This is a genomic window from Alkaliphilus serpentinus (assembly GCF_009017255.1).
In the GTDB taxonomy this organism is placed as follows: Bacteria; Bacillota; Clostridia; order Peptostreptococcales; family Natronincolaceae; genus Alkaliphilus_D; species Alkaliphilus_D serpentinus.
The window spans coordinates 1-22,168 of record NZ_WBZB01000047.1 but is presented as its reverse complement, the minus strand read 5'-3'; the positions used below and the strand labels follow the sequence as shown (position 1 = coordinate 22,168).

Sequence of the window (22,168 nt, the reverse complement as noted above, 5' to 3'; positions counted from 1 at the left end):
GTCGGGAGGTTAAGCATGAATCCAGTATTACCAATTATTATGATTTTATTATGTGCTATTGCAGGAGCAGTAGCGTTTTTCTTTTTAAAGAGACCAAAGCAACTAAAGAATGATCAGATTAATGAGAATCAAAAGACAGCTCAGGAGTTTGTTAATGTGGAAGATATTCATGATAGATTTTTATATACAAGAGATGGTCAGATTATCGCTTATATTAAGATTCATCCAATTAGTATAGATTTATTTTCAGACAGTGAAAAAGAACAGATTTCAAAGGTTTTAACAGCTGAATTATCTAGTGTTCAGAAACCCTTTAAGTTTTTGGCAGTCTCACGACCGGTGGATATCACACCACTGGTGAATGAGTACCAAAGTCTTTTATTAGAGACCACAGATCAAAAGCAAAAAGAGCTCCTCAGGCACGAAATCATGGAAATTAGCAATTTTGCTACCAGTGGTGAAGTTATAGAAAGAAACTTTTTTATCATGATTTGGAGTCGATATCGAGAAGGTATAGAATCGGATTTGATTAAAGAGTGTAAGGAAATGATTCAAAAGTTTGAAAGTGTCAACATTCATTGCGACATCATAAAAGAACAAGAAATAACCCGACTGTGTAATTCAATTAATAATCCTGCATATATTTATTATGAGTAGGGTGTTTGGTGAATACGATACTAAAATATGGTTATAATAAACGCTATATAAAATTAACAATCGATACAAAATGTATCTTATTAATAAAATACATTTACAAATCGAGTGTTTTGTGATAAGATTTATTGTAACCGGAGGTGTATGTAATGAAAGATTCTATGATTCGTATAAAAGAAGCTGAACTATATAATATAAAAAATGTTGAATATGGAAAAATTGATTTTCCAAATGATAATGCATCATCAAAAAAATTAATGCGTTCTGAGATCGTTGGCATATACGGTCAAAATGGTTCGGGTAAAACAGCATTTGTTGATGCTATGTGGATTATTAAACACCTTATAAGTGGAAAAGAGCTACCTAAAAATGCACGTGACTATATTTTTGAAGCAGAAGAAACTGCCACGATCAAACTTGGTTTTGATTTGAACCAAGGTGATCATGAGTATCAGATTTTCTACGAAGTAGAGATTGAAAGAACAGATGAAAACAAAGCTAAAGTCATTCGAGAAAACTTAACGTACAAAGAGCTTATTGATGGTGCTTGGAAAAGTAAAGCGGGAATTATTGATTATCACGTAAAAAACAAAGAATATGTTTTTAAACCGGTAAAAAACTATCGTTTACTCACTTCAAATAATGCTGATGTTCAAATTGATTTGGGTGTTGCAAAAAAAATGTCAGATAAAAACAGTACCTCTTTTGTTTTCAGCAGTGAGTTAGAAGATATTATTAAGAAAAGTGATGCTTTTAAAAACTACACAGAGATTATTCTAGCTTTAAAACATTATGCCAATGTTAATCTTTTCATCATAAAGAATCACCATTCAGGAATGATTAACATGAATGTGTTAATTCCCTTTAGTTTCAGGTTGTTGGATGAGAAAAAGGTGACACAGGGAGATTTGGCAATCGGTCTATTAAAGCCATCGGTTGTACCAGAAGAAGTTTATAATGTTGTGGTTAAGATTATTGACCAGATGAATATTGTTCTTGAGACTATTGTTCCAGGTCTTAATATCGGTTTGAAAAACCATGGCAAGCAACTTAGAGAAGATGGTAATGAAGGGATTCGGATTGAACTCATATCCATAAGAGATGACATAAAAGTTCCTTTAAAATATGAATCTGATGGTATCAAAAAAATCATCTCAATATTGAGTACTTTGATAACAATGTTTAATAATCCTACAGTTTGTATGGTGGTTGATGAACTGGATGCCGGCATATTTGAATATTTACTTGGTGAAATTCTTCAGATTATCAGTGAAAACGGAAAAGGACAGTTGATCTTTACTTCTCATAATTTGAGACCCCTTGAAATGCTGGATACAAGTTCAATCATCTTTACAACAACGAATCCTAAAAATCGCTATATGCGCTTTGCAAATGTTAAGAGCAATAATAACCTTCGAAACTTGTATTATCGAAGCATAAATCTTGGTGGACAAAAAGAGGAAATCTACAAAGAGACCAATAGTTTTGATATCAGTCGTGCCTTCAGGATTGCTGGGAGGGTGATTGATGAAAACTAAAAAGGTCATTCTATTTATTGTAGAAGGTGTCACTGATAAAACATCTTTAGGTGGCATTATTGATAAATTGGTTTCGTCGAACCTGGTAAGGTTTTATATAACCGGAGGAGATATAACCAGTGATCGCTTTTCAAATAGCTCTAATGCCATTGCCAAAGTCAATGATCATGTTAAAGCTTTTCTAGCAAGAGAACTAGGAATAAAAAAGAGCGATATCATTCGCATCGTTCATCTAATCGACATGGATGGGGCTTATATAGAAAGTAATCAAATTCAAGTGGAAGAAGTAGAGGAATTTGCTTATTCAGAATCTGCGATTATTGCAAACGGGGTAGAGCGTGTTCTTGAAAGAAACAGTAGAAAACAGCAAGTTATTAATCGATTATCACTCTGTCCAAAGATATCGGGTATTCCGTATAGCATGTATTATTTTTCTTGTAATCTTGAACACGTTTTGCATAATGAGATAAATCTGGCGGATGAATTGAAGATGGAGTATGCTGAGCGGTTTTCTGATTCCTATTATAAGACGGAAACGACATTTATTGACTTCATTCGAGATGAACAGTTTGCAGTTAAAGGCGATTACAAAGAGACTTGGGAATTTATAAAACTTAACGGAAATTCCCTCAAACGGTATAGCAATTTTCACTTGTTCTTTGAAAAAAAGATAGATTAACTAAATGAATATAATCACGAGAAAACACAGCACATTGATGTTGTGTTTTTTTCGTGCAAAAAAATGGAGGAAAAGTGAATGAAAAAGACACAGAACAATCAATCAACAGTTAATAATAGCCTATTAAACATCATTACTCCAATCGGTCTTGAACTTAAAAGAAACAGCCTGATTGTAGGTGAAAGCTCAGGGAGAATTTATGGTATTGTCAAGTACCCGCAAAAAGTCGATTATGGATGGCTAGCAAAAATCACAAACATACCCGGAACAGTCGTCGGCATTACATTTATACCGATCGATAATGGTGAATTTATTTCAGGATTATCGAAAAATGTCATCCAAAATCGAAGTGCAGCGGATTCAGCAAAAGATCCACTCATTCGGCAAAGGGCAGAGCAAGCAGCTATGGATGGTGAAAAGATCATGCTTCAAATTGACAGAGAAGGTGAAACCGTTGGAACCATGATTATATCCATCATGGTGATTTCAAGGGAAGAAAACAACTTTCAAAAGATTTGCAGAAAAACAGAAAGTATCATTGCCACAAGTAAAGCTAAATTAAGAATTATGGCAAATCTACAAGAACAAGCATTTAAAAGTGTTGCACCATATTATACCCTCGATGAAGCGATTGGAGAAGTACTTAAAAGAGTCATTCCAATGAGCAGTTTTGTCGGGGGTTTTCCTTTTTCATCTTCCGGTTATAATGATGGAACCGGTTATTATTTTGGACGTGATAGTACAGGTGGTCTTGTTGTTCTTGATCCATGGAAAAGAGGGAATGACAGAACGAATACCAATTTTACCATTATGGGCGTGGCAGGGGTTGGAAAAAGCACCGTCGTTAAGCATATTGCTCTTTCAGAATATATGAAAGGAACTAAAATTATCTTCATAGATCCCGAGAGAGAGTACCAAGAAATTACAAAGGCTTTGAATGGCGACTGGATTAATACCGGTGGTGATGTCAATGGTAAAATTAATCCATTGCAAATTAGACCCACACCTGTAGATGATGATGACAAATATTATAAGGATGAAGGTCATGGTATGGGAGATATGGCCATCTACATGAAGAACCTTGAAATCTTTTTTAGCTTATACTTACCTTCTCTATCAGATAAGCAAAGAGCAATTCTTAAGAACGTGCTAATCAAACTATACAATCATTTTGGTATTAGATGGGATACAGATATTAATATATTATCAAATGAAGATTTTCCGGTTTTTTCAGATCTGTATGAACTGTTGAAAGAAAAGGCCACTAAGGGAAAAACTTCATCAAGCAAAAATGAATATGAAGAGTTGGCGTTACTGTTACAGGATATAGCTCTTGGTAGCGACGCTTTTTTATGGAACGGTAAAAGCACAATCAAGACAAGTTCAAGATGTATCTGCTTGGATACTCATGATCTACAAAACACCAGTGACAATATCAAAAGAACTCAGTATTTCAATATCCTTACGTGGTGCTGGCAGCAAATGAGTTTAGACAGAAATGAACCGGTTTTATTAATATGTGATGAAAGTTATCTTATGATCGATCCCAATGTGCCGCAGTCTTTGGTATTTTTAAGAAATGTTGAAAAAAGAGCTAGAAAATATGAAGCAGGGGTAGCGATTATATCCCATTCAGTTGTTGATTTCTTAGATCCAAAGATTAAGCTTTATGGACAAGCACTGCTTGACATTCCGGCTTATAAAATACTGATGGGTTGTGATGGCATGAATTTAATCGAAACCAAGAAACTATACAATCTAACAGATGCTGAAGAACAGCTATTAGGTCAAAAGAAAAGGGGAAATGCCCTTGTGATGATTGGTTCTAAAAGATTGCATGTGAACTTTCAGATACCAGATTACAAATTTGAGTTTATGGGCAAAGCCGGTGGAAGATAGGAGCGTGGACTTTTGAAAAAGAAACTAGTGATAGAATTGATCATTTATATTGTAATTGTCATCATTGGAATCATAATGATGATTATGTACCAGCCAAAAGAAGTGGAGATAGTATTGCCGAAAGATTTTCAAATTGAGCAGGAAGGAGGTGCTGGTAATGCTTTTATACCTATCCAGTAACGAGAACATTAATATGATTGATTTTCTTCATGATGAGCATGGAATGATTATAAAGAAATTATCTGGTACGTTTTCTCTAAAACAATTTGTTCTTAGTGATATGAGAAGCTTAGAGCATTTTAACTATGTGCTTATTGATCTAAAAGCGCTTAAGGATACAGAAGACGAAATGATGGAAGCTGTAATTGGCTTTAGGAAGATGTTCTCTTCAAGAATGATAGTTTATATAGAAGCGATTAAGGAACAAGAGAAACTCATTTTACAGCTCATTGAAGCAGGGATTTATAACATTGTGTCATCGGCAGATGTGGCATCCCTTAAAGAGGAAGTTCTTAAAGCCATTAGCGACCTTGGGATAAGCAAACGTGAAATTCAGTCAAAGCTTATTCAAGAAGATGTAACGGCAAACAGCACCTTTACATCATATTCTTTCTTGAAAAAAAATATTAAGATTGCTGTCACTGGGGTGCAGCACCGTGTTGGTACGACGACCATGGCTATTAATTTGGCAAATTACTTATCTAACATTGGCGCTAAGGTATGTTATGTAGAAGCAAATGAACATAACCATTTGAGTAAGCTTCCGGAGTTTTATCAGGGGATGACAACGAAGGAAGATATCATCCTATACAATGGAGTGAAATATCTTTCGCTCCATTCAGAATGTCATGATGAATTTGATTTCATAATTTATGACATGGGGGTAGTCAACAATAGGATCATAGGCGTCATAAGAAAAAATTGCGATGCTGCAATACTTTGTGCAACAGGGAAGCCTTACGAAATTAATGATATAGCGAATATCGATAATCTGATTGATGAGAAACTTATAGGCAAAGTATTTTCTTTTGCTGCTGAATCTGATAAACGAAAAATAGAAAAGCAATATGGAAGTATATCTTTTTCAAACTACACACCCGATTATTTTGATGGAGATACTAACGAAGAGGTTTGGGAGGACGTAATTACCAGATTTATTAAGTGATATTGAAGGAGAACAACTCATGACGAATAAAGGGAAATTGATTGAAAGTGTATATAAAGCAGATTTAAGCCAACGAGCAACGTTGGTTATTTTTTATTTAATTAATAGAGCGGACCAAGAGAATACTTGTTTTCCTAGTATAAAAACCATTGCTAAGGAATGTAATATAAGCACTAGAACAGTTCAAAGAGCATTAAATGATCTTGAAAAAGCCGGATTTATCACTCGAGAAAGTCGGTTCCACGAACAAGGAGGACAGCGGTCTAATCTTTATCACCTGATTGAAGTAGAGACTACTAATAACCTGGACTCTCTTGATTCAGAAATAGGATGTGAAACTTATGAAGAAAAGAATATGCTTTATGATTGTGAGCAATCGATAAATATAGAAGATGGTTGTACATGTAAACGAGTGAATTTACAAAATAATGAGGAAACACAAATAAATAGAATAAATAGAAATACTTTGAACAAGTAAACTTCGACTCTTTATATGCAACAATGACAAATGAAAATTTACTGTCGGGGACCCTATGTCATGATGGCATACCTTGAATTATTCACTCTAACATTGGGTTATTGATAAAAAAGAATAGCTTTTGATATTTATTTACATATATTTGGATATTTATATTGACTAAGTCAATAAATAGGATTATAATAAATATTGACTTAGTCAATAAACATAAAATGGGAGGTGAATACTTGATAGGATTAGAATTCATTCTTGGCCTATACAATATGCAACACGTTGAGTTGGCAGAACAATTAAGAATCAAGAAACAGAATATCAACATGTGGGTTAAGAAAAGACAAAACATTCCTAAAAAGTATCTCCCGGTATTGGAAGAACTATTTGGAATTGATAGAGAAGTATTCTCTAGAGAGCTTGATGAGATTGAAAAGCTTGAAATACAAAAGGAGAAACTTAAAAAGGATTTAAAACCAGTTATCACAAAGCATGAAAAGAGATATAAATCCGGAGAAGTAAATGATGTTGTTGATATTCCGATATACGATAAAGAGGAAATTAATATCATTGAAAGAGATATTGAAAAAGCAAAGTTGGTGACAAGGTTTAAAGAATCGATGGATATTGTGGATAATAACCCATATATGGATACATTCAAATTGATGGTTGAACTGATGGAGAAAGCTCAGCATGAATCTATTCTTCATAAGACAATAGAAGCATTATCACATTATCTAGAGGTTTTACCTGGAAGTATCAATAGTGATGAAGCTCAAGAAGAATTTGAAGCAGAAATTTTTGAGGTTTTTGATGATCATAATTATTAATTAAGGGAGGCAATTTAAAATGGCGACAACAGGTAACATTGGATTTGAAGAAACACTTTGGAAAGCAGCAGACAAGCTGAGAGGGAGCATGGATGCAAGTGAGTATAAGCACGTTGTGCTTGGGCTTATATTCTTAAAATATATCTCAGACAAATTTGAAAATAAATATGAGGCATTGCTTACTGAGGGCGAAGGTTTTGAAGAAGACCGTGATGAATATGAAGCAGAAAATATTTTTTGGGTTCCAAAAGAAGCAAGATGGAACTTTATTATGGATAATGCAAAAGACGTTAAAATAGGTCAATTTATTGACGATGCTATGATTTTGATTGAGAAGGAAAATCCAACTCTTAGGGGAGTTCTCGATAAGCGTTATGCACGTCCTGAAATTGATAAAAGAAGATTGGGAGAATTAATAGACCTTATTTCTACTATTAAGCTTCATCAAAATGGTGAAAAAGATTTATTAGGTAGAGTGTACGAATACTTCCTTGGACAATTTGCTTCAGTTGAAGGTAAAGGCGGCGGAGAATTCTATACACCGACAAGTGTAGTTAAAACCTTAGTTGAAATGATTGAACCATACGAAGGCAGAATCTATGACCCTTGTTGTGGTTCAGGTGGAATGTTTGTCCAAAGTGAAAAGTTTGTTGAGGAACATCAAGGAAAAGTTGAAAACCTTTCTATTTATGGACAAGAACTCAATTCAACAACGTGGAAACTTTGTAAAATGAATTTAGCGATTAGGGGACTTGATGCTAATCTTGGGGATCACCATGCAGATACGTTCCATAATGATATGCATAAGACCTTAAAAGCTGATTATATTTTGGCGAATCCGCCTTTCAACATTAGTGACTGGGGTGGCAACCAATTAACTGATGATGTTCGTTGGAAATATGGAACACCACCAGCAGGTAATGCAAATTACGCATGGCTTCAACATATGGTATATCATTTGGGACCTAATGGATCAGCAGGTATTGTGCTAGCAAATGGTTCGTTAAGCGCTAATACATCCAATGAAGGTGAAATCAGAAAGAATCTTCTTGAAGCAGACTTGGTAGATGCTATTGTTGCCTTGCCAGACAAGCTATTTTATTCAACTGGGATACCAGTGTCTCTATGGATTCTTAATAGAAATAAAGACAATAACCCTAGCTACAGAAGCAGAAAACATGAAGTTCTATTTATTGATGCAAGAGGTCTTGGAGAAATGGTTGATCGCCGTCATAGAGAATTATCTAGTGATGGTGAAGATAGCGATGTAAGTAAGATTGCGAATATCTACCATGAATGGCGTAATAAAGGTGGTTCATATGAAGATTTAAAAGGCTTCTGTAAATCCGCAACTATTCAAGAAATTAGAGAGCATGAATATGTTCTAACTCCAGGGCGATATGTTGGCATAGAAGAAGTAGAAGATGATGGTATTCCATTTGAAGAAAAGATGGAAAACATGACAGCTGAATTGGCGGAATTGTTTGCTAAGTCTAGACACCTTGAAGATGAGATAAGAAAGAATCTTGGGGGTATTGGGTATGAGTTTTAGTAGTCCCAATAATTATGTCATAATATTTGATACTAACATTTTGTATGAAAAAGCGGAAAATGGGTGTAATTTTTGCGAGTTCAAGTTTAATAGACTATTTCAAAATATTGTAGATGAAATTGAAGAAAGAGATCTCATTGACCATATTACTATTGCAATTCCTGATGTGACTTGGAACGAATTATACCATCAAAGGATACAAGCATATAACAGAAAAAATCACGAATTGGAGAAGTTATTGGAAGTCTTTAAGTTCCCACATATTCAGTATGAAATTTCAGCATTTGATTATGAAGTGTACTTAAATGAACAAATAGACATATTTAAGAAAAAGCTCGGCAATTATTCAATGAATGTAATCAGCATAGATTTACCTAGTGAAACAAGATTTCAATCAATTGTTAGACGTGCTTTTTCCAAACTCCCGCCATTTGAAGGGGTTGACAAAAAAAGCGATAAAGGATTTAAGGACGCTTTAATATGGGAGAGTGTCCTAGAATTTAAGGCGAAGTATTTTGAATATAAAGTGATCTTATACTCTCGGGATGGATTATTTAACGATATACTTGCACAAGAATACAATGATCTTTTTAAAGATAATCTTATATTGTTGAATAAAGAAGTTGATGTTATAAGACAAATAGCGGAAGTTCAGAAGACTGTAAATCAACTTCGTAAAATAAATATAGACGAAGTGAAGTATTACGATGAGTTACGATCTTTAGTAAGTTTCGAACTTATAAAAGATGTGATTTTTGAAACAGAGTTATGCAAAAATTTTGGCTCACAAATTTATGATATTAGTGATGTAAGGGAAACTGAAATCAAGAATGTAATAGAAACTACAGAAAATAATTCTACAGAGTACATTAATTTTGAAATCAATATACAACTTAGTCTGACATTCTCAAATTTTGAAAAGGAAGAAGATATTGATTTAGAAAATGAAGAAGTCATATTTTATATTGAGTATAGCTTTTATGAGAAGAGTTTCTATATCACAAAAGTATATGTGTTAGAAAATTTCTATAATCTCAATAAAAGACAGTTAGGCGGTGGTAAATTTGTTTAGAAGAATGAAACTATCAGAGATAGGTCAAATAGTTGCTGGTGGAACACCAAAAACAAAGATTGAAGAATATTGGAATGGAGATGTCTCATGGATAACACCTAAAGACCTATCTTCTCATACAAGTATGTATATTTCAAATGGAGAACGAAATATTAGCAAAAAAGGGTTAGACAATTCCAGTGCAAAACTTCTTCCCAAAGGGACTGTTTTATTTACTTCAAGAGCACCTATTGGTTATGTTGCTATAGCAAAGAACGAAGTGACAACAAACCAAGGATTTAAGAGTATTATTGTGAATGATGAAAATGATAATATATTTGTATATTACTTATTAAGAAATAACATAAGTGTAATAGAAAATTATGCCAATGGATCAACGTTCAAGGAAATATCAGGCACAGTTATGAAAAATTTAGAGTTTGATATTCCATCGCTAATGGAACAAAAATCCATAGCTAATATTCTTTCAACCCTTGACGAAAAAATCGAAATCAATATCCAAATTAATAAAACCCTAGAAAATATGGCACAAGCGATTTTTACTCAATGGTTTGTAGACTTTGAATTTCCAAACGAAGATGGTCAATCATATAAATCCAGCGGTGGTGAAATGGTTGAAAGTGAACTGGGTATGATTCCTAAGGGGTGGAAGGTAAAAAAAGTGGAGGAAGTGACTAAGATAATAAGAGGAGCATCTCCAAGACCTATACAAGATTATATTCGTGATGAGGGAATACAATGGGTAAAAATATCAGATGCTTCATCGAGTAATACTCGATTCATATCTTCGACAAAAGAATTTATTAAAGAAGAAGGAAGAAACAAGAGCAGAGAAGTAAAAGTTGGGACATTAATTTTATCAAATAGTGCGACTCCAGGAATTCCTATGATAATGAAAATTGATGCATGCGTGCATGATGGATGGTTAATTTTTAATGAGTTCAGAGAAATCACAAAAGAATATATGTTTCATTTCTTAACTGAAAATCGTGTTGGAATTTTAAGCTTAAGTAATGGTAGCGTGTTTAGAAATCTTAAAACTGATATACTTAAGAATTATAAAATCATAGTACCTTCGAGTGATGTTGTTGCAAGGGTAGATGAGATTTTTAAAAGTATAAATAATTCAATAGATAATATTGAAAATCAAATTACAACATTAGCCAAATTGAGAGACGAAATTCTACCTAAACTTATGTCTGGTGAAATACGAGTGCCAATAGAATAGAATTAATCAAATTTGAAAGGGGGAATAACCTTGAGACTTTTTGAAAATTTTACTGAAGATCTACTTGAAGAAGCTGCCATAGAGATATTGCAAAACTTAGGTTATGATTATGCTTTTGGACCTGACATTTCATGTGGTGGAGAATATGAAGAACGTAAAGACTATCGAGAAGTCATCTTATCTAATCGGGTTAGAGATGCACTTTACAGGATTAATCGGGATTTACCAGCAGAAGCGTTAGAGGAAGCTTACAGACAGATTATTACTTTCAATAGCCCTATGCTGGAAGAAAACAACAGAAGTTTTCATAAATTGCTGACTGAGGGAATTGAAGTTTCCTTTATGGAAAACGGACACCCTCGTACGAAGAACGCAAGGATTATTGAGTTTGAAAAAGAATTTTTTGCTAGAAATGAGTTTTTGGTAGTCAATCAGTTTACCATTATAGAAAATGAAGAGCGCCGTCCTGATCTCATTATCTTCATTAACGGTATACCTTTAGTGTTAATCGAATTAAAGTCAGCCAGTGATGAAAATGTCGGTATTGAAAGCGCATACAATCAGATTCAAACATATAAAAAAGATATACCAAGCCTTTTCAATTATAACGCTTTTTGCATTCTATCAGATGGTATTAATGCAAAGGCTGGTACCATCACGTCCAATGAAGAAAGATTCATGAATTGGAGAAGCATTGATGGTAAAGTCGTTGAGCCACTTTCGAAGCCACAATATGAGACCCTATTTAATGGGATGCTTCAGAAGGAAAGACTTTTGGATATCATTCAAAACTTTATTCTATTCCAAGAGTCTAGCGAAGACGAGAAAGATTCTGATGGTAAGAAGTTAGGTGACAAAAAGACGATCATCAAAATTTTAGCTGCCTATCATCAGTATTTTGCCGTAAAAAAAGCAGTAGATAAAACCAAAGAAGCAACAAGTGTAGATGGGGATCGTAAGATCGGCGTCATCTGGCATACTCAAGGATCAGGTAAAAGTTTTTCCATGGTATTCTATACTGCTGGACTTGTAAGAGAATTAAACAATCCAACCATTGTGGTTATTACAGACAGGAATGACTTAGATGATCAGCTATTTACGACATTTACAAAGTCTAAAGATATTTTGAGACAAACGCCAAAACAGGCGGATGTTAGAAAGCTTACTGATAATCAGAAGTCTTCAGCTAACGGGAATAATTCAGTAGAGGTTAATGGTCTTTTTGATCTTTTAAATGAAAGAGAATCCGGTGGCATTATCTTCACAACGATTCAAAAATTCAAACCTGAAGAAGGTGAAATGTCGGTATTAACTGATCGTAGAAATGTCATCATAATTGCAGATGAAGCCCATAGAAGTCAATATGGCCTTGAAGCTAAAGCCGATGCTAAGACTGGTGAAGTGAAATATGGCTATGCGAAGTATTTAAGAGATGCTTTACCAAATGCTTCTTTTATTGGATTTACCGGTACGCCTATTGACCTTGAAGATCGTTCAACAACAGCTGTGTTTGGACATACCATTGACACTTATGATATGACAAGAGCAGTTGAAGATGAAGCGACTGTTAAGATTTATTATGAAAATCGAATCATTAAATTAGAAGCAGATGAAGAAGAGCTAAAAGCTATTGATGAAGAGTTTGATGAATTGACAGAAGGTCAAGAAGATATCGAAAAGGAAAAGAACAAAGGCAAATGGTCTCGATTAGAAGCCATAGTAGGTTCTCCTAATCGTGTCAAGAAATTAGCCGAAGATATCGTAACTCATTATGAAGAAAAGACAAAAGCGATTGATGGGAAAGCAATGGTCGTGTGCATGAGTCGTAAAATCTGTGCGGACTTATATGATGAAATCATTGCATTAAGACCGGACTGGCATAGTGATGATGTTGATAAAGGTAAAATTAAGGTTGTTATGACAGGCAGTGCTGCAGATAGTGAAAGATTGCAACAGCATGTTGGCGGTAAACAACGAAGAGATACTTTGGCAAAACGTATGAAAGATAATAGTGATGAATTAAAAATCGTTATCGTTAGAGATATGTGGCTTACTGGTTTTGATGTGCCATCCATGCATACTATGTACATAGACAAGCCGATGAAGGGACATAACCTGATGCAAGCCATTGCTAGAGTAAACCGTGTTTTCAAAGAAAAATCTGGTGGTGTTGTTGTTGACTACATCGGAATCTTAGAAAGTCTAAAAAGTGCCTTGAAGCAATACACGGACAGTGACCGTGGTAATACAGGTATAAATACTGACGTTGCTATTGGTGTAATGCTTGAGAAACTTGAAATCCTTCAAGATATGTTCCATGGATATGATTATTCTGCTTATTTGGGTACATCACAAGTACAAAGAATCAGAGCAATAACAGGCGGTATGGATTTTGTGCTTGGAATGACAGAAGAAGATCAAAAAGAGTTCAAAAAAATAGCTGTAGAGCTTTCAAAAGCACATTCGCTGTGTGCAGCAACTGAAATCGGAAGATCGAAAGCTCTTGAAGTCAGTTATTTTAAAGCAGTAAAAGCCAGCTTGGTTAAGCTAGGAACAAAAGGTGACCGACCTTTGAGTAAAAGCGAAATTGATGCGAGAGTTCATCAAATGCTTGAACGTTCCATAATTTCTGAAGAAGTTATTGATGTATTTGATGCAATGGGAATTCAACGACCAGAAGTTTCTATACTTTCAGAAGAATTCTTAGAAGAAGTACGAGAGTTGAAACAGAAGAACTTAGCTGTTGAGATGTTAAGAAAGCTTTTAGAAGGCAATATCAAATCCATTGAAAGAACAAATCTTGTCAAATCAGAAATGTTCTCAGAAAAGTTGAAGAAAGCTCTTAACAAGTATCGTAATCAAGCCATTACTAATGCAGAAGTTATTGAAGAACTTATTCGAATGGCACATGAACTCAAAAAGATGAAGGAAGAGCAAGTAAACTCTGGTTTAAGTGAAGATGAAATTGCTTTTTATGATGCTTTAACAGCAGATGATATTGTAAAGGACTTCTTGGAAGATGAGACACTTAAGAAGATTGCTAGAGAACTTACTGTAGCTATTCGCAATAATATTACCATTGACTGGAGTGTTAGAAAGAGTGCTCAAGCAGGTATGAGACGTATCATTAAAAGACTTCTTAAGAAATATGATTATCCGCCTGAGCAAGCTAAAAAAGCGATGGAAACAGTCATGCGACAAGCGGAAAAAATGTGTGGAAATCAAGTTGATTTGGTGTTTTACGACCGAGTTGCCGATCTAGGATCACAATATAAAGCATAGTGTAGAAGGTGGAAAATATGGCAGATATCAAATATGAGATTATAGAAACTCTTGGTGTTCTCTCAGAGAATGCCAAGGGTTGGAAAAAAGAATTAAATCTGGTTTCATGGAATGGTAGAGAACCAAAATATGATTTAAGAGATTGGGCACCGGAGCATGAGAAGATGGGAAAAGGTGTGACGTTGACAAACGAAGAACTTAAGGAATTAAAAGCGATTATTAGTAAATTATAGAGAGTCAAATTTTGATTCGTAATACCTTAGGAGGGTTTGATATGGAGTTGAGTATAGGGTCAAAAGATTTTTTGGATTCATTTCAGCATATATGGGAAAAAAATATTGATGATTATGGTACAAGTAAAGTGAATTTATTTGTGCTTAATATTAATGCAAATAATTTTGATTATTCGAGTTTAACAAGAAATCTTCTTGACCCATTAATTGACTACTCTGTATCACGGAAGATAAAAGAAAGATTTAAAGGCAAACCCCATACATTAACTCGTACAGCACAAGATAAGTTCAAGGAATATATCAATAATACAGGTGAATTAGGTGAATTTTTACTTTATTGTTTTTTGGAATCTCATCTGGAAGCACCCAAGATTTTGTCTAAATTAGAACTTAAAACCTCAACTAGCATGTACGTTCATGGTGCTGATGGAGTGCATTTTTTGAAGCTGGATAACGGTAATTATCAGTTAATATTTGGAGAATCAAAGACTATTAAAGGTATGACGGATGCTTTAAGCGCTGCTTTTACATCGATATATGAATTCAAAAACGAAATTAACAAAGATGGTAAAGAAAAAAGTGGAATAAACTATGAAAAGACATTATTACATTCAAATTTAGACAAAGAAGCTTTTTCTGATGAGGAAAGAAGTTTTTTGGAAAACTTGATTTATCCGAAAAAAGATAGAGACTTTTATGTTGATGATGCTTTTGGAATCTTTATTGGTTATGAAATTGAAATTAATACTGAAGATATGAAGTTGCCAAATGATCAGTTCAGACAGAAAATCATATCAACAATAAGTGATGATGTTTCCCGAAGATTAGGCTATATTGCTAAGAAGATTGAAGAGTATAAGTTGTTTGGGCATAACTTTTATATTTATGTCATGCCATTTTCTGAGTTAGATGATAATCGAAGAAAAATATTGGAGGAGATTATATAATGGGGTTGCTTAAAGAACTGTCTAGACGAGTATTAAGAGATGAATATTTTATAGAGCTGTTTATGAAAATTGAAAGAATTAAATTTCAAGATTTTTTTAAACTTACTGAAGTTCATGAACTGTCTTCAAAAGAATACCACGATTTACTTCGATTTGCGGATATACTTTCTTATTCAGAAGAAAGCGATGACAGAAATATATGTTACAAAATCATTAGTATGCTATACGATGATTATTCATATGACGAATATTATATTGGTATAGCAAATGCCGTTCTTGTTCGATTGGGGAACTTTCCAGCACTTGAACTGGTATTAAAAAGCAATAATAAAATTTTTACAAATGAAGAAATTGAAATGGAGAAAATTATAAAGCAAACATTTCAAAGAGATCCTCATGGTGAGAATGTTTTTACTGATCCGCAGTATAAGATTTATGAAGCACTAAAAAGCAACAACCATTTCAGTTTTTCGGGACCTACTTCTTTGGGAAAGTCTTTTATTATGGAGGCATTTATCAAGTATTTGATTTTTGAACATAACTTTACAGAAAATATGGTTATTCTCGTACCGACTAGAGCTTTAATAAATCAAGTAACAAACAAAATGAAATCTGAACTAATAGATATAGCTGGCGGTAATTTCAATGACATTAAATACAAAGTGCTTTCACATCCTGTTATACCTAGATTACTTGAAGATACAAAGGCTAGGTATATTTTTGTATTTACACCAGAAAGACTAATATCATACCTTTCGAACAATGAAAATCAGAAAGTTGATTATATGTTTATTGATGAGGCGCATAAAATGGTTTCAAATAAGGATTCAAGGGGACCGCTGTTTTACCATGCAATATTACAGGCTGAAAGAAAAAGTGTCAAATTATTCTTTGCCTCACCTAATGTACCGAATGCTGATGTGTTTTTGCACTTGTTTGAAAAAAGTACTGAAGAGACAATGTCAATTAAAGAATCACCGGTAGCACAGAATAGATACTTTTTAGATATTTACAACCATAATTTAACTTTATTTTCAGACTTAGGCGAAGATTATGCTGAATCAATGCATTCAGCATATCAAAAGTATGATTTTAATCAGTGGTTATATAAACTAGGTGATGGCAACAAGAATATTATTTACTGTAATTCAACAAAGGATACTATTGATTACGCAATTTCGTTTGCTAAACTATTGCCAGATAAAGATAATGAACAGATTAATGAGTTGATTGAACTAATAAAAGAACATATACATCGAGATTACTATTTGATTGATTGCTTAAAAAAAGGTGTAGGATATCATTTTGGACGTTTACCACAGAGGGTAAGGGAAAGAATCGAGTCATTGTTCTCAGAAAAGATAATCGATTATCTTTTCTGCACGTCTACTTTACTAGAAGGTGTAAATTTACCGGCAAAGAATATTTTCATCTTAAATAATGCGATTGGGTTATCTAAGTTTACTGATATTGATTTTTGGAATTTAGCTGGTAGAGCAGGACGTTTAACAAAAGAATTGTCCGGAAATATTATCTGTACCAAGATTTTAGATAAAAGAAATCGCTGGGACAATCCGATAAAAGACCTTGAAGTTGTTAGAAGTAGGGAAATCAGAAAAATTCAGCCGTATGTTATCAAAGGGCAAAAGAAGTTTTACATTAATATTGGACGTTCTCTTGAGGGGAAAGAGTTTACTAGAAAGAGTGTAACTAGTGCCGAAAAAGAAATATGGGATCATTATGCTAATATAGCGTTTATACATCAAATTCGGGAGGAACAATCCGTTTTAAAAGCAAATTTCATAGCTCAAGTTGAGGGTGCAAATCAGCTACTACGAAAAAAAGTCAAGAATAATATGGTGCCAGTCGAAATTCTGTCAACATCTTCGATGATAAAAGAAAAGTACCAGAATAATGCTTGGCAATTGGAGAAAATTAATGAAAAAACAATGCCCACTGATGTAACAAGAGAAGAATGTCAATATTTTCTTAATCTCTTTTATGACCTATATGGTTGGAAAGATGAAGAATCCAGTGGACATGCCCCGTTAGCAAAAAGTAAAAATAAGCTTAGATATTATGCTGTGCTTATGAAAGATTGGATGAATTCTGTACCATTAAATCGTATTATTATGAACATAATTAAGTATTATGAAGAACGAGGCGAATATTGGGATGTAAATGAGAGACTTCCATTTGATGGTAAGGATAAAAGAATAATCAATCTGATAATCAATGAATTAATGAGAGATATCGAAACAAATATTCGATATAAGATGAAAAACTATTTTACCAATTATTATTTGATCTTGTGTGAAAGGCTTGGTGAAGAACATGCAGGAGCAAATTGGGGAGACTTTTTAGAATACGGTACAACGGATTTAAAGGTAATAGAACTACAAAATATAGGTCTACCAAGATACTTGGCGACATTTTTACTTGAGAATCATATGGAATCATTAAAATTTGAGAACGATATATTAGTATCAATTGATATTGAGGAAATCATTGCTAATATAGACCAAGGGAAAGCAGAATATAAAGAGTTTATGGAAAAAATGGCTCTTGAAATTAACAATAATGAAGATATTTAGCCACATGGAGCTAAAATAAATTTCAAGAATTTACATTGAAGGTGATGAATGTGTACTCAGAAATATTGAATATTATTGATTTAAAACAAGAAGGCTCGTATTGGGATTTTAAGAGCGAGTGGTATTCAAAGGGAAAGAAGGCGGATTTACTCCATGACATCATGTGCATGTCCAATAATCTTGAGAATAGGGATGCTTATATCATTATTGGAGTAGATGAAGAAAATGATCATAAGATTAAGGATGTCAAGGATGATGAGAACCGGAAAAATACTCAAATGATTGTAGACTTTTTAAAGGATAAAAAGTTTGTTGGAGGTATTCGTCCTACAGTGTATGTAGAACCTATTATTGTTGAAGATGGTTGTATTGATGTGATAGTGATGAAAAATAGTAACAATACGCCATACTACTTAAATGAGAGATATCAGAGTATTGAGGCAAATAATATATACACACCTGTAATGGACACCAATACACCAAAGGAAAAATCAGCTGACATTCACCATGTAGAGTATTTATGGAAAAAACGATTTGGAATTATATCGACACCATTGGAAAGAATCAAACACTACTTGTGTAAACCAGTTGAGTGGCTAGATGCTCCTACTAACTGGGAAACGGTAAAAAAATATCATATGTTTTTTCCTGAGTTCACAATAGAATATACCTTGGAAGATGATGGGGATGCATATCAATACTATTTGTTTAACCAAACAGATATTAGACCTCATTGGAGAGAAATAAGAATATTCTATCATCAAACATTATTGTCAACATTAGAAGGGGTTAGCTTAGATGGAGGAAGATACTTTACACCTACACCTTTGACAGACGGAGTTTCTTTTGGACGGTTTCATAACTGGGACATAGTTTTTAAATATTTTATTAAAGATACATTGCCTTATGTAATTCATCAGTTCTATTATGTCCCAGATGGAGATGAAGAAACCACATCACATAATAGATTTGAAGAATGTATACTGATTTTTGAATCTGAAAATGAGAAGGAGTTATTTAAAAATTATGTTATAAAAAACTGGGTAAACAAGGAAAACTTTTCAATAAATATATGGCTTCCACACTTTTCAGAAATAGATGGTTATATTATGGAAGAATTTAAGAAGCAATATTATAATATGCAGATTTTAAAAAGAATGCTATCAGAATTTCGAAGAACATTTATTCGGTGACAACGATTATAAGAAAAGGGGGACTATCGATTATATGGATCAGATAATATCAAACTTTAAAAAGTCAATTAAAACAGTCTTAGTTAATATAAATGACCAAACATATGAGATTCCTATCAGTTATAGTATGAGTGCTCATAAGGTGTACGACGATAAGATAAAGAAGTGCAATGATAAAATGGAAGCATTTTATACAATGTTATTTGAAATGATACAATCTAATTGGAAGATCATAAATGATGATATCCCTTTTACGCTTGAATTTAAAGATATGAAAGCCATATCTAAAGGTGATATTGAAAAGATTATTGAAATCATTTATCGAGAAAGTGGATATTTTACTCAGCTTGAAAGCGTATTAGGGATGAAAGATACATCAAGTTATGAAAAATTTTATCTCTTACATGAAAAAGAGAAGAAAGAGCTAGATAAACTAAATAAAAAAATGAAGAAAATAACTGATACTACCTTTAAAGAAACTTTGCCTAAAGTTCCTAATTTCAATAATATCGCAATACGGCATAATCACTTTAGCTGGATAAATGAGCATATTGAAACGATTAATAGAGTAAATGAGTTATATAACAATAATGTTGTCCAGATGATTGAACGATTTCAAATGCAGAATGTTGTAAATTCAAATAGAACAATAATTGAAGCAGCAAATATGTTTTCACAGCAAGCCTTAGAGGCAATGGCAAATATAAAAGCTGTTACGGGCATTTTTGATTCAGATATTTTTGCCACCGTTAAAAATGCTATGATAAATAGCTCTAGAATTACGAATGTTATTGAACATCAAAGGATATTGTTTAGTGAAACAATGATGGATTATCGAATTGCCTTTGAAGCTCAAGATAGAATCAGGGAGTTTGTTGAATTCACAAATGAAATTTCAAGAAGAATTACCCCTTTTCTTTTTGATCTTAATGCAATAAGTATAGCTCAAAACCATTTGAAGGCTTATTTGAAGAACAGAACTAAAAAACTATATGGCTTAGGTTGGTGTATTGGCAACATTGAACATGAAGAAGTAATTGAAAGATTATATAGTGATTGTGATAAGCTAAGCGATGAAGAGATTAGTGAAATTATCACAAACTATTTTGAGAGCAATAATTATGAAGTGTTAGATAAGTTGGTTTCTAGCTGGGAGCAAATGAGTTATTACCAACCATTTCTAAAATTGTCTGATGATGCTGTGAACTTTTATAAAATGGGAAAATATTGGCCGGGTGTTGATGCCTTTACTATAATGCTTGAAGGTGCTATTCGTAACTTTGCAAACGATAGATACAAAGTTTTTGAAACTAGCATTTGGAAATATATAACTCCACTAAAAAAAGAATCAGATGAATTAATGGATTATTTGACGGAGTATTTCTTTGTTCAATTTAAAGCATATTATGCTAGTTTTAGTCCTGAGAACACAGAGGTTGTACCAGATTTCAACAGAAATAAGATAAAGCATGGTATTATTACGGATTATGATAAAAAAGAATACGTATTGAAATTGATTTTAATGGTGAACGATATATTGATGATCATATCTTCTTTATCTGAAATGGAAGCAGCTTAATCCAACTAAAGTGATTACAAGCACAAAATCTGTGGATTTGTTATTTTAGATTTATATTGATCAACAAAGGGGAGGTGAAGTAAGTGAAATTTGGAATAAGAACACCGAGCTTGAAAAAAAGAATATCTGCAAGAACGAGCTTAAAAAGGCAGATTGTACATAGAGCAGGTCTGAAAATGCCACGAGGATATGGATGGCTTAGAAATCCCAAGAAATATGCCTATAACAAGGTATATAATCGAACATCATTTGATATTTTTAAGCTTCTGAAAAAACTGTTTAAATAGATGGGGGGGACTAAAGATGCGACTTTTTTTAGGGAAGTTTAGTAATAAACATCCGGAGCAAATTGAAAAGAAATTTTATTCTGCTGGAGATGAAGGCAGTAGTTATTATGGTGAAGTTAAACCAGGGGATTATGTTTTTGCCGCTTATGAAGGCAAAATTGCAGCTTTATGGAAAGCCAAAGAATATACCAAATTAAAGAATACAGTAAACCCCAAGGATGATGGGGTATTGCTTTTTGATGAAGTGAAGAAATATGATGATGTTAGTGTAACCAATGATTTTACAAGATATAAGTATTTTATTCATGATCTGAATCTAGTCAATAAAGTGACAAAGAGTGTTAAAGGGCTAGGGTTTATTCCGATAAAAACAACGGATGATTGTCCACCAAATCCCGTAGACATTGACTTCAAATCCAGTGGTGTCAATATATATATTGCTTTGGAGGATGCCAGTGTTAATTATAAAGATGGAGATATTAGAGTAACGATTGATAATCTTGAACAGATGAAGATTACTAGCATAGATCGTTTTGAGAAAGGCAAGTTCATAGTATATGAAGCGTTCAATAAACTTTATGAAGAAAGAAACGCTGATGACGGAAAATATACAATTAGAGAGTTGAGCGACTATGCCTTAGAAGACCAAGCTTCTCAGAAACGTAAGTTTTTGATTACACTGATTGAAGAGCTTGAAAGTAATGGCTATTATAAAGTTTCAAGTGCAATTCGGTTATATGATAATCTTCTGGTTGGCAGAAAACGATCAGCAAGTGCAAAAGCGGGAAATTCAGACATAAAACCGAATAGTGCCGTTATCGATGAAGAAGGTTTCGAAGATGATAATGAACAATATCAAATGTTTGCGGGACTCCTTAATTTTAATCCCAATCTTATTTTATACGGCCCACCGGGAACTGGTAAAACATACGCAACCAGAAAGATTGTTATTGACCGCCTGAACCAG

At 33.5% G+C, this 22,168-nt stretch carries 19 protein-coding genes; all 19 read left to right on the top strand.

Annotated features, from left to right (window positions below; translation table 11 throughout):
- Nucleotides 1-15 precede the first annotated feature (15 nt).
- Nucleotides 16-657, top strand: coding sequence for a hypothetical protein (locus tag F8153_RS12900; RefSeq protein ID WP_151866775.1), 642 nt, complete (start codon nt 16-18; stop codon nt 655-657).
- A 146-nt stretch (nt 658-803) separates the two neighbouring features.
- Complete coding sequence (locus F8153_RS12895) at nt 804-2,192, top strand: AAA family ATPase (RefSeq protein ID WP_151866774.1); 1,389 nt, start codon at nt 804-806, stop codon at nt 2,190-2,192.
- A complete protein-coding gene (locus F8153_RS12890; RefSeq protein WP_151866773.1) occupies nt 2,182-2,871 on the top strand; it encodes a DUF167 domain-containing protein in 690 nt (229 codons plus the stop codon). The genes F8153_RS12895 and F8153_RS12890 overlap by 11 nt, the downstream gene beginning before the upstream one ends.
- 78 nt (nt 2,872-2,949) lie before the next feature.
- Nucleotides 2,950-4,770 carry a VirB4 family type IV secretion system protein gene (locus F8153_RS12885; RefSeq protein WP_151866772.1) on the top strand — a complete coding sequence of 607 codons (1,821 nt, stop codon included), beginning with the start codon at nt 2,950-2,952 and terminating at the stop codon, nt 4,768-4,770.
- Between the two features lie 12 nt (nt 4,771-4,782).
- On the top strand, nt 4,783-4,950 hold the full coding sequence (locus tag F8153_RS16225; RefSeq protein ID WP_192929812.1) for a hypothetical protein: 168 nt from the start codon (nt 4,783-4,785) through the stop codon (nt 4,948-4,950).
- Nucleotides 4,904-5,935: a P-loop NTPase family protein gene (locus F8153_RS12880; protein WP_192929811.1), complete on the top strand. Its 1,032-nt coding sequence runs from the start codon at nt 4,904-4,906 to the stop codon at nt 5,933-5,935. The genes F8153_RS16225 and F8153_RS12880 overlap by 47 nt, the downstream gene beginning before the upstream one ends.
- Nucleotides 5,936-5,954: 19 nt before the next feature.
- Entirely contained in the window at nt 5,955-6,413 is a 459-nt protein-coding gene (locus tag F8153_RS12875) for a helix-turn-helix domain-containing protein (RefSeq protein WP_151866770.1), read from the top strand.
- Nucleotides 6,414-6,640: 227 nt separating this feature from the next.
- A complete protein-coding gene (locus F8153_RS12870; protein WP_151866769.1) occupies nt 6,641-7,234 on the top strand; it encodes a helix-turn-helix domain-containing protein in 594 nt (197 codons plus the stop codon).
- Nucleotides 7,235-7,253: 19 nt separating this feature from the next.
- Nucleotides 7,254-8,786, top strand: coding sequence for a class I SAM-dependent DNA methyltransferase (locus F8153_RS12865; protein WP_151866768.1), 1,533 nt, complete (start codon nt 7,254-7,256; stop codon nt 8,784-8,786).
- A complete protein-coding gene (locus tag F8153_RS12860) occupies nt 8,776-9,858 on the top strand; it encodes a PIN domain-containing protein (RefSeq protein ID WP_151866767.1) in 1,083 nt (360 codons plus the stop codon). Before F8153_RS12865 ends, F8153_RS12860 begins: the two co-directional genes overlap by 11 nt.
- Nucleotides 9,851-11,086 (top strand): restriction endonuclease subunit S, encoded by a 1,236-nt coding sequence (locus F8153_RS12855; RefSeq protein WP_151866766.1) that lies wholly within the window; start codon nt 9,851-9,853, stop codon nt 11,084-11,086. The genes F8153_RS12860 and F8153_RS12855 overlap by 8 nt, the downstream gene beginning before the upstream one ends.
- Before the next feature lie 30 nt (nt 11,087-11,116).
- Nucleotides 11,117-14,368 (top strand): type I restriction endonuclease subunit R, encoded by a 3,252-nt coding sequence (locus F8153_RS12850; protein ID WP_151866765.1) that lies wholly within the window; start codon nt 11,117-11,119, stop codon nt 14,366-14,368.
- 17 nt (nt 14,369-14,385) lie between these two features.
- Nucleotides 14,386-14,601, top strand: coding sequence for a YdbC family protein (locus F8153_RS12845; protein WP_151866764.1), 216 nt, complete (start codon nt 14,386-14,388; stop codon nt 14,599-14,601).
- Nucleotides 14,602-14,642: 41 nt separating this feature from the next.
- Nucleotides 14,643-15,548, top strand: coding sequence for a HamA C-terminal domain-containing protein (locus F8153_RS12840; protein WP_151866763.1), 906 nt, complete (start codon nt 14,643-14,645; stop codon nt 15,546-15,548).
- Nucleotides 15,548-18,142: a DEAD/DEAH box helicase gene (locus F8153_RS12835; protein ID WP_151866762.1), complete on the top strand. Its 2,595-nt coding sequence runs from the start codon at nt 15,548-15,550 to the stop codon at nt 18,140-18,142. The genes F8153_RS12840 and F8153_RS12835 overlap by 1 nt, the downstream gene beginning before the upstream one ends.
- A gap of 50 nt (nt 18,143-18,192) precedes the next feature.
- Entirely contained in the window at nt 18,193-19,335 is a 1,143-nt protein-coding gene (locus F8153_RS12830; RefSeq protein WP_330577787.1) for an AlbA family DNA-binding domain-containing protein, read from the top strand.
- A gap of 34 nt (nt 19,336-19,369) precedes the next feature.
- Nucleotides 19,370-20,914 (top strand): hypothetical protein, encoded by a 1,545-nt coding sequence (locus F8153_RS12825; RefSeq protein ID WP_151866760.1) that lies wholly within the window; start codon nt 19,370-19,372, stop codon nt 20,912-20,914.
- Between the two features lie 83 nt (nt 20,915-20,997).
- Nucleotides 20,998-21,201, top strand: a complete 204-nt coding sequence (locus F8153_RS12820; RefSeq protein WP_151866759.1) for a hypothetical protein — start codon at nt 20,998-21,000, stop codon at nt 21,199-21,201.
- Nucleotides 21,202-21,217: 16 nt separating this feature from the next.
- Nucleotides 21,218-22,168 (top strand): hypothetical protein (locus F8153_RS12815; RefSeq protein WP_151866758.1); only part of this gene is annotated, 951 nt, incomplete at its 3' end.

Bases quoted from the DNA above. Each gene is read 5' to 3' on its own strand.
- F8153_RS12865 (WP_151866768.1), top strand. From the start codon at position 7,254: ATGGCGACAACAGGTAACATTGGATTTGAAGAAACACTTTGGAAAGCA.
- F8153_RS12845 (WP_151866764.1), top strand. From the start codon at position 14,386: ATGGCAGATATCAAATATGAGATTATAGAAACTCTTGGTGTTCTCTCA.
- F8153_RS12840 (WP_151866763.1), top strand. From the start codon at position 14,643: ATGGAGTTGAGTATAGGGTCAAAAGATTTTTTGGATTCATTTCAGCAT.
- F8153_RS12890 (WP_151866773.1), top strand. From the start codon at position 2,182: ATGAAAACTAAAAAGGTCATTCTATTTATTGTAGAAGGTGTCACTGAT.
- F8153_RS12835 (WP_151866762.1), top strand. From the start codon at position 15,548: ATGGGGTTGCTTAAAGAACTGTCTAGACGAGTATTAAGAGATGAATAT.
- F8153_RS12875 (WP_151866770.1), top strand. From the start codon at position 5,955: ATGACGAATAAAGGGAAATTGATTGAAAGTGTATATAAAGCAGATTTA.
- F8153_RS12900 (WP_151866775.1), top strand. From the start codon at position 16: ATGAATCCAGTATTACCAATTATTATGATTTTATTATGTGCTATTGCA.
- F8153_RS12825 (WP_151866760.1), top strand. From the start codon at position 19,370: ATGGATCAGATAATATCAAACTTTAAAAAGTCAATTAAAACAGTCTTA.
- F8153_RS12895 (WP_151866774.1), top strand. From the start codon at position 804: ATGAAAGATTCTATGATTCGTATAAAAGAAGCTGAACTATATAATATA.
- F8153_RS12885 (WP_151866772.1), top strand. From the start codon at position 2,950: ATGAAAAAGACACAGAACAATCAATCAACAGTTAATAATAGCCTATTA.
- F8153_RS12860 (WP_151866767.1), top strand. From the start codon at position 8,776: ATGAGTTTTAGTAGTCCCAATAATTATGTCATAATATTTGATACTAAC.